Here is a 16,287-nt window from a genome sequence, read left to right on the forward strand (position 1 = left end):
TTTCGGCCCCGTCGCCTGCGGGTGTATCCATTCTCAAAGGAAGAGACACTAAATAGTGCTTTTCAGTGCTTTTCGGTTTTCTGCCATTATTTCAAAAGCTAAAGGGGGTAGGAACATGGCCAAAGATAAGACTTCGAAAGAGCAACATCCCTCTGTTTTTGAGCCGTTTTCCCTGTTGTTGAACGTTGGCCTTTCCGTATTTGGTGCGATTATCGGGATGCAGTTGATCACTTCGCTGGGGGTCACGCCGAGCACCTCGATCATCGGGGCGCTGGCCGCGATGCTGATCGCCCGGATCCCGATGGAGATCTTCGCGAAATACCGATCGATTCACAGGCAAAACCTGGTGCAGACGTCCATTTCCTCCGCCACGTTCGGGGCGGCCAACAGCTTGATGATTCCGATCGGGATTCCCTTCGCGATGGGCAAGCCGGAGTTGATCGTCCCGATGCTGATCGGGGCAGGGCTGGCGATGTTCGTGGATACGGCGCTGCTTTACAAGCTCTTTGATTCCAAAGTGTTTCCCGCTTCCGGTACGTGGGCTCCCGGCGTCGCAACTGCCGAGGCGATTATCGCAGGCGACAAGGGCGGCAAGCGCGGTGCGCTTCTCGGAATCGGTACAGTCATTGGTTTGGTCGGTTCTTACCTGGGCGTATCGATGTCCGCATTCGGGGTCGCCTTCATCGGAAACATTTGGGCGCTCGCCATGTTTGGCATCGGGCTGCTGCTTCGCCAATATTCCGTGCCGCTGTTCAACGTTGATGTAAACACGATGTATATCCCGCACGGTTTCATGATCGGTGCCGGTGTCGTTGCCTTGTTCCAGGTGGCGTTTATTATTTTCCGAAAAAAGAAACCGGTTGCAAAAGTAGAGGCCGCCGCAGACGCAGTGGAAACCGCGGCGTATACCGTGACGGACAAGCAGACTTCCCGGACGCTGGGAATCGGATTTTTGGCCTACTTGGTGATTGCCTTGATCGTCGCGCTCATCGGCGGTCTGATTTCGCACATGTCGTTTGGCATGCTGATCGGATTCTTGCTCTTCGCCGCATTCGCTGCCTATGTCCATGAGCTGATCGTCGGGATTGCCGCGATGCACTCCGGATGGTTTCCGGCTTTTGCGATCGCCTTGATCACCTTGATCATCGGGATGATGATCGGATTTCCGCCCGTGGCGCTCGCTTTGCTGGTCGGATTCAGCGCGGCGACCGGACCGGCGTTTGCCGATATGGGCTACGACCTGAAAACCGGCTACATCCTTCGCGGCAACGGTGCAGATCCACAGGCGGAGCTGCAAGGCCGCAAGCAGCAGTACTTCGCTGGACTGATCGCGTTTGGCGTCGCCTTGATCACCGTTGCGGTATCCTATCACAGCTTTTTTGGCCAAGGCTTGGTGCCGCCGGTCGATAAAGTGTACGCCAGCACGATCGAGGCCGGCACTTCTCCGGAAGTCGCGAAGCAGCTCTTGCTGTGGGCGATACCCGGCGCGATCCTCCAACTGATCGGCGGATCGAGCCGCCAGATCGGCGTAATGTTTGCGACGGGCCTTCTGATTCTGAATCCGAACGCAGGATGGGCAGTCCTCGCAGGGATTCTGATCCGCCTCGTGGTTTCGAAATGGAAAGGCAAGGAGGCCGAGAGCACGCTCAGCATTCTGGCAGCCGGATTCATCGCCGGAGACGCGATCTACAGCTTCTTTAGCTCCGTGATGAAGTTTGCGAAGAAATAAGAAAATCAACTGAGATGGAGGAATCACAAATGGCGAAAGTGACCTTGACCACATCCATGATGGAAGCTGCCGTGTACGGCGGATGCGTATTGGGCGGCGGCGGTGGCGGCTGGCTGGAGGACGGGCTGGAAACCGGGCGCCTCGCGCTGGAAGTCGGCACCCCGCAGCTGTACACGTCCGACGAGATGCACGACGACGATTTGCTGGCGACGGTAGCGCTGGTAGGGGCACCAGCCGCCGCGGATCAATACACCAAACCGATGCACTACGTGCGGGCGTTGCAGCTGTTGGAGCGGACGATCGGCCAGCCGATCAAGGGAATCATCACCAACGAAAACGGTGCGGGCACGACGGTAAACGGCTGGTTCCAGGCGGCCGTGACCGGGCTTCCGGTAATCGATTCGCCTTGCAATGGACGAGCCCATCCGACAGGCGTGATGGGGGCGATGAACCTGCACCAGCTGGACGGATTCCTCTCTCATCAAGCGGCAGTAGGCGGAAAAGACGAGCGCTATCACGAGGTCGTCGTAAGCGGCCGCCTGCAGCAAGCGGCGGGTCTGGTCCGCAAAGTGTCCGTGGAAGCCGGCGGTTTGGTCGTCGTCGCCCGCAACCCTGTGAGCGCCGCCTACGCCAGGGAAAACGGAGCTCCCGGAGCCATTCGCCAAGCGATCGAGGTAGGGGAAGCGCTGCTCGGTTCGAAAGGGGAGGCGGCGATCGACGCCGTCTGCCAAAAGCTCGGAGGCAGAGTCGTCGCGGAGGGCGTCGTGGACGAATTTTCGCTGAATACCGCCGGCGGGTTCGATGTAGGCCGCGTCGTCATCAACGGCCACGAGCTGACATTCTGGAACGAATACATGACCTTGGAAGTAAACGGCGAGCGCCTGGGAACGTTCCCGGATCTCATCATGACGATGGATGCCGAGACAGCCAAGCCGATCGTTTCCGCCGAAGTCGAAAAAGGCCAGAAGCTCGCAGTCATCCACGTCCCGAAGGAACATTTGATTCTTGGAGCGACGATGCGCAATCCACAGCTGATGGCTTCGGTGGAAAGCGCCGTAAACAAACCGATTTTGTCCTACATCTTTGCGTAAATACGGCAACATCCACGATCAGGGAGGGAACAAGCATGTCATGGAAACAAACGATCACCGTCTATGAAGCGCTGGACAGCGCGTACGCCAACGGGGAAACCATCAAGGAACTGTTTCGCCCGTATCCCGAGGTGACGGTCAGCGTGCAAACGGTCACGGGGGAGGAAGGAAGCACCGACTTCGTCAAGATCGTGATCCCGGGCAAAAACGGGAAATCCTCTGGCGGGAGTGCGCCGACATTCGGGATCGTCGGACGATTGGGAGGCATCGGTGCACGTCCGAGCCGCATCGGGATGGTGTCCGACGCGGACGGCGCAATCGCAGCGGTTGCTTCCGCCCTGAAGCTGGCGGACATGCAGAAAAACGGCGACGTGCTCGAAGGTGATGTCATCGTCAGCACCCACATCTGCCCGGATGCTCCTACGCAGCCGCATGAGCCCGTGGACTTCATGAGTTCGCCAGTCGATATTTTGACGATGAACCGGTATGAAGTGGTACCCGAGATGGAGGCGCTTCTGTCGATCGACACGACCAAAGGGAACCGCATCATCAACCATAAAGGCATCGCCATCTCGCCGACGGTCAAGGAAGGCTATATTCTGCGCGTCAGCGAGGACCTGCTTCGCGTCATGGAAATGACGACCGGCCAGCTGCCTGTCACATTCCCGATCACGACGCAGGACATCACGCCGTACGGCAACGACCTGTTCCACATCAACAGCATCCTGCAGCCGTCCGTCGCTACGGACGCACCGGTCGTAGGCGTAGCCATCACTGCACAGAGCACCGTTCCCGGCTGCGGCACAGGTGCGAGCCACGAAGGGGACATCGCCCTTGCCGTCAAATTCGCGGTTGAAGTCGCGAAAGAGTACACGGCTGGCGTCTCCACCTTCTACGACGAAGCCGAGTTCGCCAATTTGCTGGGCCGCTACGGTTCGATGAAAATGCTGCAAACGATGGGCAGAGAAGAATAAGGGTGAATGAATGCGGGACAGGGAAGGACAGGGAGAGAATCCCTGTCCTTTTTGCGAGGCGAAGCACGAAACGAAGACGGGAATATGCTTTCCCACCGCAGCCCCTTTCTTGTTGTATCCAGAAACTGCTCCTAAGGAGGAATCCCGGGCGAGAAAGCGAACAGTCTAAGGAAGGACCGAACAGAGAAAGGAACCAGATGCCATGCCGTCCAACCATATGATTCATCCCGAATGCGCCAGAGCCATCAGTCGCCTCATCCAGTTGAAAGATCCCAAGCGCGAGGACTTCCTCGAGCTGAGGACGCACGGGCGGGACGCTTACTCGGAAATGGGCTGGGACGAGCTGCAATCGTACATCAATGAAAAAACGATTGTCATCGTCGAGCAGTTCGAAGACGAGCAAAACATCATGTCGGCGCTGAGATGGGTCGCGAGAGGGCTGCCCGTATGGCTGGCCATACGAAAGGTGCGGACCGATTACGCCATGTATCGATATATGCGCTCGTAAAATCTGCGCAGCGAGACCATAGCTGGGCGCCCGACTGAACGAGATCAGGCGGGAAAAGCGAATAGAAAAGAAAGAGCAAACCCTGTGTGTCTCGGCCAACCGGATGCACAGGGTTTTATTTTGGGAGAATTTCTTCATGTAAGGGTATATTTCTGCCTCCATAACCGTTCGGCGACGGATTCGATGAACTCTCGTTGCTTGATGACATGGATCATCCGCTCAGGCAAGCCGCTTCTTCCGTAGTAGGCCCCCGCGATCTGGCCGTAGACCGCCCCGGTCGTATCGGCATCGTCTCCCAGATTGACTGCCAGCAGGAGCCCCTCTTCAAATGTGGAGCCGTGATGGAAAGCCCAAAGCGCCGCTTCCAACGACTCTACTACGTATCCCGATCCTTTTACTTGTGAGGCGCCTTTCTTTTTATAGGAGCCCTTTGCGACGGGGGAGAGCTCTGGAGCCAACCTCTCTGTGGACCAATAACCAGGGACAGGCGAATAGAATTCGGAGAGAAGCTCGTCCTTGGAAACGCCTCGAACCGCACCGATGATCAATCCGCCCAAATATTTGCACGCGTCGACTGCTGCTTTTGCCGCATGTGTCGTGAGCGAGCTGCGGGCACACATTTCTAGCGCAAGGATCGGGTCTTGCTCATAGTACAATGGGACAGGGGCAAGCCGCATGATCGAGCCGTTCCCGGCGGACCATGGATCCCTAGAGCCAGAGAAAGGCTCTCCGTTTTTTTCAAACGTATGCAAGGCTTCCCTAGTGGCATTGCCGATGTCAAAACAATGGTCTTTGCTGCTCATGTAGCCTTCTCGGTACCATTTCACATAGCGCATCATTTGATCATGCGGGTCGAAGCCGCCAGCGTGCAGCAAACTTTCTGCCAGACAGAGAGCCATCGAAGTGTCGTCCGTCCACTCACCGGGTTCGAGGTCATGCACGCCGCCGCCCACGATCTCCTGGATCGGTTCGAATGTACCTGGTCTGCAAAACTCGAGCGTGGCGCCCAGCGCATCTCCAATCGCAAGGCCAAGCAAGCTTCCTGTATATTTCTCCAACGGAACTCCTCCTGTGATGGAATTGAATGCTTCTACCTAATAGGACGTACGTCACCTGCAAAAAGTTCTCCTGCGGGAGGGGAGGGAATACTAGATTACGATGGGGCAATGTGCCGGATACACCCGAAAAATTTATGCAATTAATGAAATTAATACTGCGCAACGAGTGAGAAAGGTCTATTATTGACACTATGGTTATAGTTTAGGAGGGAGCTATCATGACAGAATTATTGCTTAGTCTCTTGCAAATTATTATCGTAAATCTGGTGCTCAGCGGCGACAATGCGGTCGTGATCGCCCTGGCCTGTCGCAACTTGAACCCGGAACTGCAAAAAAAGGCGGTCTTCTGGGGAAGCTTCGGCGCTATCGCGCTGCGCGTAATCCTGACCTTTATCGCCATCTGGCTGCTGAAAATTCCGCTCGTCCAGGTAGTCGGTGGACTGCTGCTCATTTGGATTGCCGTCAAGCTATTGAAGGGGGAAGACGAAGACAGCCATATCAGTAGCGGCTCGAATATGAAGGAAGCACTCAAGACCATTATTTTTGCCGACCTGATCATGAGCCTGGACAACGTGATCGCGGTGGCAGGGGCTGCGGGCGGCAACCTGGTGTTGGTTGTCATCGGTCTGGCCATCAGCATTCCTTTGATTATCTGGGGCAGCCAGCTGTTGATGAAGCTGATGAACCGTTTTCCGATCATCGTACTGTTGGGAGCAGCACTTCTCGGTTATACGGCAGGCGAGATGATCGTAGGCGACAAGCTCGTCGGGGGCTTTATCGAGGAATCCCTGCCTGCGCTGCACATCATTTTGCCGGTAGCGCTGGCGCTGGTCGTCATCGCGGTGGGGAATTACCTCAAGCGCAAAGCGGAGAAGAAAAAAGCGAGCAGCTTGGCGAAAGATCACGCGGAGACACTGTAATACATGGAATATCGCGATTGGCATATTTTGCAAACGCTGTTTCAGGAGCAGAATATTACCAGGACGGCGGAGCTCCTTTACATTTCCCAGCCAGCCTTGACCAAGCGCTTGCGCCAGATCGAGAAAGAGTTTGGCGTGCAGATCGTGCAGCGGGGGAGCAGGGGCGTGCACTTTACCCCACAGGGCGAGTATTTGGCCAAATGTGCGGATGACATGCTGATGCGCCTGCGCAATATCAAGGAGAATGTCCTGAACATGGGAGACGAAGTAAACGGTACGCTGCGGCTGGGGGTTTCCAATTACTTTGCCCGGTACAAGCTCCCCATGATCCTGAAAAGCTTCAAGGAGCAATACCCGAACGTCGAATTCAAGGTCGTTACCGGCTGGAGCAAAGACGTCTATAAGTCCGTGTACAATCAGGACGTGCATGTCGGCTTCGTGCGTGGGGACTACAACTGGACTGACCAGAAGCTGCTTCTGTTCGAGGAATCGGTCTGCGTCGTCTCCCGGGATCCGATCTCGCTGGAAGACCTGCCCTCGCTGCCGCGCGTCGACTACGAAACCGACCCGCTGCTGCGAGCCTTGGTCGATAGCTGGTGGACGAAGCATTACTCCCAGCCGCCGCTGATCGGCATGGAGGTCGACAAGGCGGATACATGCAGCGAAATGGTGGCGAGCGGACTTGGATACGCCATTCTCCCACGGGTTGTCCTGATTGGGAAGGAAGACCTGCACATGATCGAATTGACTTCAGAGACCGGGAAGCCGCTCAAGCGAAAGACGTGGATGTTTTACCATGCCGATTCGCTGGAGCTGCAGATGGTCAAGGCTTTCGTACACTTTATGGAACAAATCGACTTGCAGGTCCCCGAGTGAATTGCCGGGGAATATGCGAAACTGGGAAGCTACTGGGACGGCCGCTGCGCATGGACGAGCATGTGCACAGCGGCCGTTCTTTTATGGGCCGCGCCTCGGCCAGACATTCGCGCGGGGAATCGCAAGCGATAACCTTTTTGTATTTTTTCTTGTAGAGCGATTGTTTTACACTGGGGATACCTCATCACAAAACATCCTGCAACGTCACAGAGAAAAGAGGGATTTCCATGCTTTTGCGCATGTGCATGACACTGCTGCTGGGAGCGGCGGGAGGGCTATTGTTCGCGGCTATCCACAGTCCGTTGCCATGGCTGATCGGGGCGTTGGTCGCGACTGTCGCTTGCGTTTTTTTCGGGGTGAAAACCCTGTGGCTGCCGCGCTGGTTTCGTCAAATCGGCCTGATCGTGATCGGCATATCGCTTGGCCTGCGCATGACGCCTGAAATTTGGGGGGCCATGACAGGTCACATCGGTTTGATGCTGATTGCCACCATTTTGACCATTTTCATCAGTCTGGGCAACGCCTGGGTGTTTCATAAAGTCAGCAAGGTGGACGCGATTACCGCGATCTTCAGCAATATCCCCGGCGGTTTATCCGAGATGGTGACGATTGGCCAGACGGTCGGGGGAAACCAGCAGGTCATCTCGATTTTCCACTCGCTGCGGGCCGTCATCATCGTGCTGTGCACGCCGTTTATCGTCACGTGGCTGCCTCATCACATGCAGGCGCAGGCCGCGGTGAGTGGGCACGTGCTGGGCGTCACACAGACGCTCATCATCCTTGCCGTGGGAGCGATCGGAGCGTGGCTCGCCTCGCGCTGCTCGATTCCCGCTCCGTATTTGCTCGGCGCACTGCTCTTGACCGCACTGGTTTGCATGAACACTCCCATTGCCGGGGAAAACCCTGCTTTGGCAGGATTCTTGACGAAAACCGCGCAGGTCTTCATCGGGGTGAGTATCGGGCTCGGCTTCAAGCGGGAGGATATCGCCAAAAACCGCCGGTACTTCCTGTTTGGCCTGGTGCATTCCGTCTTGCTGTTCGTCATGACGCTGGCGCTTGCGGTCGGCATCTCGCTCGCGACGGCCACCGATGTACTGACGACGATCCTGGCTACCGCACCGGGCGGAATCGCAGAGATGAGCCTGACCGCCTTGACCATTGGGGCTGATCCGCTGTTGGTCACCGCGTTTCAACTGTTTCGGGTGCTCTTTGTCCTCACGCTGTTTTCCTTCGGCGTACGGACGTGGGTGAATCGGCACCGCCGTGCGAAAGCGCAAGGCGAAGCCGGGCAGAGGAGCGCCTAGCGAATCGAATCAATGAAGGAACGGCCTGTGTGTTCACGAAGGTGAGCGCCAGGCCTCTTTGCCGTGAAAAAAATGAAAACAATCGTAAAAATGGCGTTTATCCAAAATATCTGAACAAACTAGGAAGCGCTTTCAGTCGGTGCTATGATCTCCTTAGTTGAAAACGCTATCAACATTAGGGGGCATGACAGATGAAACAAACGAAGAAATGGACGAAGTGGACCGGTGTGCTCTTGACTTCCGCGCTGGCGCTCAGCCTGGCAGCCTGTGGAGGCGGCGGTGGGCAGACGGCCGCTGGCGGCGGGGACAAAGCGTCTACCTACCCGGAAAAACCGATCGTGGTGACAGCGCCATCCGGAGCGGGCGGCGGCTTGGATAAAACGGCGAGATCGCTCGCCAAGGTCATGGCGGAGACCAAGCTGGTGGACAAGACCATCACCGTCGAGAACAAACCGGGCGGCGGACAGGCAGTCGGCTTGGCGGACTTCGTGTCGCAGGACAAGAAAAACAACTACAAGCTCCTGCTCCCTTCGACGCCAATCATCATCAACAACCTGAAAAAAGAAGGCAACAGCCCTCATTCCTACAATGACATGACTCCGTTGGCCCAGCTGACGAAAGACTACGGAGCAATCGTGGTAGCGGCGGACTCTCCGTACAAAGACCTGAAATCGCTGATGGACGCGATCAAGGCTGATCCGACGAAGGTCACCGTAGCGGGCGGATCCGCACCGGGCTCGCTTGACCACTTGACGTTCCTGATGCCGGCAGTAAAAGCAGGAATCGATCCGAAAACCATCAAGTACATCTCCTACGACGGCGGAGGCGAAGCGATCGCGGCCTTGCTCGGCGGAAATGCGGACGTGCTGGCGACGGACGTATCGGGCTCCGGCGAATACATGAAATCCGGCAAGGTAAGAATCTTGGGCGTATCTTCCCCTGAGCGTCTGAAGGGCATGTTCAAGGACATCCCGACTTACAGAGAATCCGGCTACGACACCGAGCTGATCAACTGGCGCGGAGTGTTCGGACCGAAAGAAATGTCTCCGGAAGCGGTCAAGTTCTGGGAAGAAAAGCTGAAAGCCATGACGGAAACACCGGAATGGAAAAAGGAACTGGAGACAAATGGCTGGGATGACGGCTACAAAAACGGAGCCGACTTCAAGAGCTACCTGGCCGAGCAAGAAAAAATGTTCAAGGAAATCTTGACGCTGCTCAACATGGCGAAGTAAGCAAAGCGGAGGCGGGAGGGAGGAGGAATGACTCTTCTTCTCTCCCTTTCCCGATTCTCGATAAAAAGGAGGACCACACGTGAGCAAAGCATTTGACCGCTACGCCAGCCTGCTGTTTCTCGTACTCGGAGCAGCGTTTGTGATCGGCAGCGGGAACATCTCCGCGAGCGCATACGGCAGCAATGTCGGTCCGAACATCTTTCCGCTGGGGCTGGGCTCCCTGTTGATCGTTCTCAGCCTGCGCCTGTTTTACGAGACGTTCAAATACAAGCAAGAGGAGAAAAAGTCGGGACCTGCGCTGGATTACAAACGGTTCCTTATCGTCCTGGTGGCGGCATTGCTCTACGCGCTGCTGCTCGAGGAGATCGGCTACGTCGTGAGCACGTTCCTCTTCCTTCTGGTCGGGTTTCAGACGATGCAGAAAGGCAAGTGGCTGTCCAGCGTGCTCATCTCCGGCGGGTTTTCCTTTGGGGTTTACTTTCTGTACGTAAACGTTTTGGATGGGACATTGCCTGGATTACCGACATGGTTAGGCTTTTAGGAGGTGGCTGACATGGATGCGTTTCATTATTTGCTCGGCGGATTTGCCACGGCCATGCAATGGCAAAATCTCATCTTCGCCTTTGTCGGCGTACTGATCGGGACGGTCGTCGGCGTACTCCCGGGGATCGGGCCGATCAGCGGCGTCGCCTTGCTGATTCCCGTGACGGCTTCGCTTACGGGCGGACTGCCGCCGGAGGATGCGGCGACCAGCGCGATCATTTTGCTGGCAGGGGTGTATTACGGGGCCATGTACGGAGGCTCCACGACTTCCATTCTGTTGAACACGCCCGGAGAGTCGTCCTCCGTCGTCACCGTGCTGGACGGCTACCCGATGGCCAAGCAGGGTCGGGCCGGCGTCGCCCTGGCGATCGCGGCGATCGGCTCGTTCGTGGCGGGGATCGTCTCGCTGATCGGTCTGGTCTTCCTGGCTGAACCGCTCTCGAATGTCGCGCTCAAGCTCAGTCCGGCGGATGAATTTTCCCTGATGATTCTCGGACTGTGCGCCCTGAGCGGACTGGCGGGCAAGTCGGTCACGAAAGCGCTCATTATGACCGTGTTCGGATTGCTTCTGGCAACCATCGGGATGGACAACGTGTCCGGCGTGGCCCGCTTTACATTTGACATGCCGGAGCTGTATTCCGGTCTCGAGTTTTTGACGATCGCGGTTGGTGTATTCGCACTGGGAGAAGTGTTCAAGACGATCCTGGAGAAGGATGTAAACGACGGCGAAATCGCCAAAATATCCCGCATCCTGCCTACCAAACAGGACCTGAAGGAGAGCGCGGGGCCAATCATCCGCGGCTCGCTGGTCGGCTTCTTTAAAGGAATCGTGCCAGGCTCCGGCGCTACGTTGGCTTCGTTCCTCGCGTACCTGCTGGAAAAGAAAATCAGCAAAAATCCGGAGAAGTTCGGAAAAGGGGCCATTGCCGGCGTAGCCGCTCCGGAGTCGGCCAACAACGCGGCTTCGGGCGGGGCGATGATTCCGCTGTTGACCTTGGGGATCCCGGGAACAGGGACGACCGCCGTGCTGATGGGCGCCCTCATCATGTACAACGTGCAGCCAGGTCCGCTGCTGTTTGACGAGCATCCGTCGATCGCGTGGGGCTTGATCGCCAGCATGTTCATCGGAAACCTGATGCTGCTGATCCTGAACATGCCGCTCGTAAAGGTGTTTGCCAAGCTGATCGAGACGCCGCCCAAATACTTGATCCCGATGATTGTCGCGATTTCCATCTTCGGTGTATACGCGGTACGAGTCTCCGTCTTTGATCTGGTGCTGCTGCTCATCTGCGGTGTCGTTGGCTACTTCCTGGCGAAAAACGACTTCCCGATGGCTCCGCTGGTCCTCGGTCTCGTCTTGGGGCCAATGATTGAGAACAACCTGCGGCGCGCCTTGACGACATCCAACGGAGATTTCTCCATCTTCATCGAAAAGCCGGTATCGCTGATCTTCCTGATCATCGCAGTGCTCTGGATCACCGTGCCGCTGATCATGAAAATGCGCGGCAAGAAAGTAGTCGTGAACGTAGAAGGCTAAAAGGAGGACGGATTCCATGCGTGATGACGCGAAAATCAAGGAAGAAGTCAAACAGCAGTTCGGAGCCAACGCCGAAAAGTACGTGTCCAGCCAGACGCACGCGACAGGAGACGATCTCTCCCTGCTGGTGCCATGGCTGACGCCGTCTCCGGACTGGGTTGTCCTGGACGTGGCGACGGGCGGCGGACATGCGACGAAGAAGATCGCGGATCAGGTCGGGCAGGTGTTCGCGACGGATTTGACCCGGCCTATGCTGGAAGCGGCGCGAAAGCATCTGGATGCGCATTGCCGCAACGTCTTTTACGTTGTCGCTGACGCGGAGGCGCTGCCTTTCCTGGACGCCTCATTCGATGCGGCAGTATGCCGGATCGCTGCCCACCACTTTCCGGATCCGCAGGCGTTCGTGCAGGAAGTCGCCCGCGTCCTGAAGCCGGGCGGGAAGTTCGTCCTGATCGACAACATCGCGCCGGAGGAAGAAAAGCTGGACCGCTTTGTCAACACGCTGGAAAAGCTCAGGGATACGAGCCACGTGCGCAGCTACTCCCGCAGCGAATGGCTGGCGTGGATGGAGCGTGCAGGTCTTTCCGAAAGTCAGTCGCGCATCCGGAAAAAGACCTTTCCGTATGCGACGTGGGTGAGGCGAACCGCCGAGTCGGAGGAGCAAGTCACTGAGGTCACTGCCCATATCCTGGGCGGAGACAAGGAGATTCACGAATACTTTTCCGTCGTCACGGAAGGCGGGGAAGTCGTGTCCATCCAGGTAGACGAGTGGATGGCGATGTTTGTGAAAGCAGAATAGGTACGAAAAGGAAAAGTCCCCGCTGGAATTTCGGCGGGGACTTTTCTTGCTGCCAATCTCATGAGTCTTAATAGCCCATTTCTTTCAGAATTCGGGACAAGACACGCAAGCGTTCGCTGATCATTTCATCGTCGTTGCTGAGCGCCTGGTTGAACAGGCGGATGTCTTCGTTGATATTTTCATTGTCCGTGCATACGGCCACCGTCATGGCGTCGCCTTGCAATCCGACGCGATCGATCATGGGCTTTTCCTCGTCGTAGAGGTTCTCGTACCGATAGGCCTCACGGAAATGAAGCTTTGCCCTGCAGACGAGAATGGCGAGGTCGAGGACGCGATGCAGCGGCAATTCCTCGGACTGGCGGGACCATTTTTCGCCGGTGTGCCTCCAGACCTTGGCGGAAATGTCCACCTTTCCGCGGTCATTCCACTGGGCCAAGCCGAGCGACAGGCCTTTCGCGTCGGTGTGATTGGCGTTTCTGCCGTCTACTTTCTCATAATTGTCGGATACGATGACCGGTTTATGCTTCAACGTCGTAGGAATTTTCATGGGTAACCTCCTGTCGGTTACTGCTTTAGTAAACTACTAAACAATTGATTTGAATTGTACTGGCTGCAAGCCCATTTGTCAAACGAAGGGCGATGCCTTGCCAATGAAACAGGCCGGCGAAAGAGGTGCAATCGCCGGCCTTACACTTACTCCTACGCATCCCGCATCATCTTGTCTGCCCCAGCAGCCCAGCGGTACTTCCGTTCAGGACGGCCGACTGTTCCGTAGAACGTCTCGACGGTCACTTCGTTGATCGAGACCAAGAACTCCAGGTATCTGCGTACCGTGGAATGGCTCATGCCGGCCATGGCTGCCAAGTCGTCCGCATTCACGCTGTGGCCGGTCGCCTGCATTTTGTCGCGAATCAGCTTGAGAGTCAGCTTGTCGATTCCTTTCGGGAGTACAGCGACGCCTTCGCTCGGCCTCGGAGCGGAGGAGGGAGCCGCCTTTGTGAACAGCTTGTCGACGGCGGACTGGTCCATCGTGGTTTGCTGCTGCAGCTGGCGGCGCGTGCTCGCGTATTGCTCCAGGGTCGACATGAATTTGTCGATCATGATCGGCTTGATGATGTAGCTGAATGCGCCGCCGCGTATCGCCTCGCGCACCGTTTCCACGTCGTTCGCCGCTGTGATCATCACCGCGTCGATTCCGCGAAACTGCTTCCGTACCTCGCGAAGCAGGTCGATCCCGTGCATGTCCGGCAAATAATTGTCCAGGAGCAGCACATCGGGGGTGACGACCTGAAGCATGTCCAATGCCTGCCTGCCAGTCGTGGCAGTGGCAATGATCTGGAATCCGTCCAGCTTTTGTGTGAACTGCTCGTAAATCCTCGCTGCGATCTCGTCATCTTCCACGATCATGACGGTAATAGGCTTGTCTGACATAGCGGGATGCCCCTCTCTTCTTCCAATTCCAAATGTTTAGGCACGGCGACGGTGAAGCGTGCGCCGCCCAGGTCGCTTTTTCCGATGGTGATATGGCCGTGCAGCAGCTCGACGGCGTTTTTCACCAGAGCGAGCCCAAGCCCGCGATTTTCGCCCGGCTTCGATGTGACACCGCTTTCAAAGATACGGGATTGCATCTCGCCGGGAACTCCTTTTCCGTTGTCTTCGATATCAAAAATAAGATCCCGGCCCAAGTCTGTAAAGGAAACGTGGACAGAAGCCTCTATTCCTCTATTCTCGAGGGCGGCCTCCATGGCGTTGTCGATCAGGTTGCCGAGGATCGTGACCAGCACCTTCGTGTTCATCCCTTCAGGAATATCCGCCAGCTGGCTGTCCTGGTCCAGCTCCAACGTGACCTTCAACTCTTTGGAGCGGTTGATTTTGCCGAGCAGGCAAGCGGCGATGAACGGATCCTTTACCGAGCTCATGAGGAAGGCGAGGATGTCTTGCCGTTCCTTGACCTCGCCGGAGATCATCTCCAGAGCTTTGTCGTGCTCTCCCAGCAAGATGAGGCCGTAGATGGTGTTCAAACGGTTCAAATATTCGTGATGCTGGGCGCGCATGTTGTCCGAGAAGGAGCTGATTTTCGTGATCTCTTCCGTCAGCTGCTCGATTTCGGACTCCGGGCGGAACGTGAAGACGACACCCCTCACTCGATTGTCGCTGAGAATCGGAGAGTAATCCGTGATGAATATTTCGTGGCCCAGCAAGATTTTTACATTTGCCTCTTGCCTGCCCTGGCTGACGGACTGGATGATGCCGCGTAGCTGCGGGCTGCCAATCGGCTTTCCTACCGTCAAATCCTCTTGCAGCAGCTCGCGGGCGCGCTTGTTCATGGAAACGACGCGTCCGTGCATGTCCACCGCTACGGTAGCGTCACGGATGGATTCGAGAATGGCTGCTTTTTCGGTAAACAAAAACGAGATCTCTTCCGGTTCGAGCCCGAAGATCAACCGCTTGACGCGCCTGGCGATGACAATTGCCCCCAAAATTCCGATAGCCAAAAGCAGGAGAGAGGCCAAGACGACTCGATCCTTGTACTCATCCACCCGTTTTTCCACATCGCTCATGACGAATCCCACGGAAGAGACTCCGATCGTCTCTCCCCGTTTGTTGAGGATGGGGGTCTTCGCCTTGATCGCGGGACCGGAAACGCCGGAGCCCCGATAGATGACGGAGCGGTTTTCCAAAAAGACGGGATCGTTGCTCGTCCCCATGACCTGTCCGATCAGCTGGGGGTTGTAATGCGAGTAGCGGATGCCATCCTTGTTCCCGATGACGACGTAGCTGGCTCCGGTGGCGACCCGGATCGTCTCGGCGATCGGCTGTATCGTCGCCGAAGGATCGGCGGTGTCAAAGGCGTTGATGATGCGCTCGTTCATGGCGGCGAGCTTGGCTACGGTCATAGCCTGCTGGCCGATATAGCGGTCGAGAATGTCATCCAATATGTTGGAAAATAGGGCCGTTCCAATCCCCATGCTGATCAGCACGACGATGGAAATAAGCAGGACCATTTGGGTCAAGAGACTGACCCGGCCATTCGATCGGGTAGGGACCATCGGCAAACCACCTTTGATGACTTATCAGGATGAATGAAAACGTTTCCTCTCTCTATTATATATCAATACCACGGTGCCGACTTCACAAATGTGACACAAAGGAAAAATGTAACAAGACAAGCGCCAATAGCTTTACGGAAAAACTTTTGACAATTTTTTTATGAAAAATTGAACAAAATATGAACATCAAATGAATTTTATGTTACAATGTAGTCATCAGAGAGAAACGAAAATATACGAAGACAGGGGTCTTGTGATATGAATACCGACAGAAAAGCAGCGAACACATTGAGATGGATGGCTTGGACGGCAACGATTATCGGCGCTTTGTTATTCACGCTGAATGTAAGCGATTTCAGATCGGAAAACTTCCCGCTGATGGTGTCGATCGGATTCCTGATCGCGGGCATGAACATCTTCCTGCTGAGCACAGTCTTCCGTTTGATGACCATCCGCAAACAGGAAGTGTGACAGCTTGATCCAAATCCGAAGAAAAATGTGAACCTCTCATTTTGGGACGCTGATGGCGACTATAATAATGAGAGGTTTTTATTTGGAGTGAATAAGCCCGGCGCAATCGTTGATGCGCCGGGCTTGTTTTGCGTTCTGGGCATTGCAGCCATTTTTGGGTCGCAATGTGAAGTGGAGGGGATTCATAGCAATATT

16 protein-coding genes are annotated in these 16,287 nt (G+C 55.9%); 12 read left to right on the forward strand and 4 right to left on the reverse strand.

Annotated elements, in window-relative coordinates; all coding sequences use genetic code 11:
• Window positions 1-115 precede the first annotated feature (115 nt).
• From RGB73_RS06985 to RGB73_RS07000, 4 genes are all read left to right on the forward strand, one after another.
• Complete coding sequence (locus RGB73_RS06985; RefSeq protein WP_310770390.1) at window positions 116-1,729, forward strand: OPT/YSL family transporter; 1,614 nt, start codon at window positions 116-118, stop codon at window positions 1,727-1,729.
• A gap of 29 nt (window positions 1,730-1,758) precedes the next feature.
• On the forward strand, window positions 1,759-2,820 hold the full coding sequence (locus RGB73_RS06990; RefSeq protein ID WP_310770392.1) for an S-methyl thiohydantoin desulfurase family protein: 1,062 nt from the start codon (window positions 1,759-1,761) through the stop codon (window positions 2,818-2,820).
• A gap of 35 nt (window positions 2,821-2,855) precedes the next feature.
• Entirely contained in the window at window positions 2,856-3,794 is a 939-nt protein-coding gene (locus RGB73_RS06995) for a DUF1177 domain-containing protein (RefSeq protein WP_310770394.1), read from the forward strand.
• A 202-nt stretch (window positions 3,795-3,996) separates the two neighbouring features.
• A complete protein-coding gene (locus tag RGB73_RS07000) occupies window positions 3,997-4,302 on the forward strand; it encodes a hypothetical protein (RefSeq protein ID WP_310770396.1) in 306 nt (101 codons plus the stop codon).
• A 134-nt stretch (window positions 4,303-4,436) separates the two neighbouring features.
• On the opposite strand, the gene RGB73_RS07005 is transcribed toward RGB73_RS07000, so the two are convergent.
• The gene (locus RGB73_RS07005) at window positions 4,437-5,360 is read right to left on the reverse strand and encodes an ADP-ribosylglycohydrolase family protein (protein WP_310770398.1); all 924 of its coding nucleotides are present in this window, start codon (window positions 5,358-5,360) and stop codon (window positions 4,437-4,439) included.
• A gap of 218 nt (window positions 5,361-5,578) precedes the next feature.
• Here RGB73_RS07005 and RGB73_RS07010 point away from each other — a divergent pair, with 218 nt between their 5' ends.
• From RGB73_RS07010 to RGB73_RS07040, 7 genes are all read left to right on the forward strand, one after another.
• Window positions 5,579-6,280: a TerC family protein gene (locus RGB73_RS07010; protein ID WP_310770400.1), complete on the forward strand. Its 702-nt coding sequence runs from the start codon at window positions 5,579-5,581 to the stop codon at window positions 6,278-6,280.
• A 3-nt stretch (window positions 6,281-6,283) separates the two neighbouring features.
• The gene (locus tag RGB73_RS07015) at window positions 6,284-7,156 is read left to right on the forward strand and encodes a LysR family transcriptional regulator (protein WP_310770402.1); all 873 of its coding nucleotides are present in this window, start codon (window positions 6,284-6,286) and stop codon (window positions 7,154-7,156) included.
• A 227-nt stretch (window positions 7,157-7,383) separates the two neighbouring features.
• Window positions 7,384-8,460, forward strand: coding sequence for an AbrB family transcriptional regulator (locus RGB73_RS07020; RefSeq protein ID WP_310770403.1), 1,077 nt, complete (start codon window positions 7,384-7,386; stop codon window positions 8,458-8,460).
• Window positions 8,461-8,651: 191 nt separating this feature from the next.
• Window positions 8,652-9,692, forward strand: coding sequence for a tripartite tricarboxylate transporter substrate binding protein (locus RGB73_RS07025; protein ID WP_310770405.1), 1,041 nt, complete (start codon window positions 8,652-8,654; stop codon window positions 9,690-9,692).
• A gap of 79 nt (window positions 9,693-9,771) precedes the next feature.
• Window positions 9,772-10,233, forward strand: a complete 462-nt coding sequence (locus tag RGB73_RS07030) for a tripartite tricarboxylate transporter TctB family protein (protein WP_310770407.1) — start codon at window positions 9,772-9,774, stop codon at window positions 10,231-10,233.
• A gap of 12 nt (window positions 10,234-10,245) precedes the next feature.
• Window positions 10,246-11,772, forward strand: coding sequence for a tripartite tricarboxylate transporter permease (locus RGB73_RS07035; RefSeq protein WP_310770409.1), 1,527 nt, complete (start codon window positions 10,246-10,248; stop codon window positions 11,770-11,772).
• 16 nt (window positions 11,773-11,788) lie between these two features.
• Entirely contained in the window at window positions 11,789-12,571 is a 783-nt protein-coding gene (locus RGB73_RS07040; protein WP_310770411.1) for a class I SAM-dependent methyltransferase, read from the forward strand.
• Window positions 12,572-12,638: 67 nt separating this feature from the next.
• Here the strand turns inward: RGB73_RS07040 and RGB73_RS07045 are convergent, their stop codons facing one another.
• From RGB73_RS07045 to RGB73_RS07055, 3 genes are all read right to left on the reverse strand, one after another.
• Window positions 12,639-13,118, reverse strand: a complete 480-nt coding sequence (locus tag RGB73_RS07045) for a DUF6530 family protein (RefSeq protein WP_310770413.1) — start codon at window positions 13,116-13,118, stop codon at window positions 12,639-12,641.
• Between the two features lie 152 nt (window positions 13,119-13,270).
• Entirely contained in the window at window positions 13,271-14,002 is a 732-nt protein-coding gene (locus RGB73_RS07050) for a response regulator (protein WP_310770414.1), read from the reverse strand.
• Complete coding sequence (locus RGB73_RS07055; RefSeq protein ID WP_310770416.1) at window positions 13,975-15,621, reverse strand: sensor histidine kinase; 1,647 nt, start codon at window positions 15,619-15,621, stop codon at window positions 13,975-13,977. Before RGB73_RS07055 ends, RGB73_RS07050 begins: the two co-directional genes overlap by 28 nt.
• 258 nt (window positions 15,622-15,879) lie before the next feature.
• Here RGB73_RS07055 and RGB73_RS07060 point away from each other — a divergent pair, with 258 nt between their 5' ends.
• A complete protein-coding gene (locus tag RGB73_RS07060; protein ID WP_310770418.1) occupies window positions 15,880-16,092 on the forward strand; it encodes a hypothetical protein in 213 nt (70 codons plus the stop codon).
• Window positions 16,093-16,287: the final 195 nt, after the last annotated feature.

This window comes from Brevibacillus brevis (assembly GCF_031583145.1).
GTDB lineage: Bacteria > Bacillota > Bacilli > Brevibacillales > Brevibacillaceae > Brevibacillus > Brevibacillus brevis_E.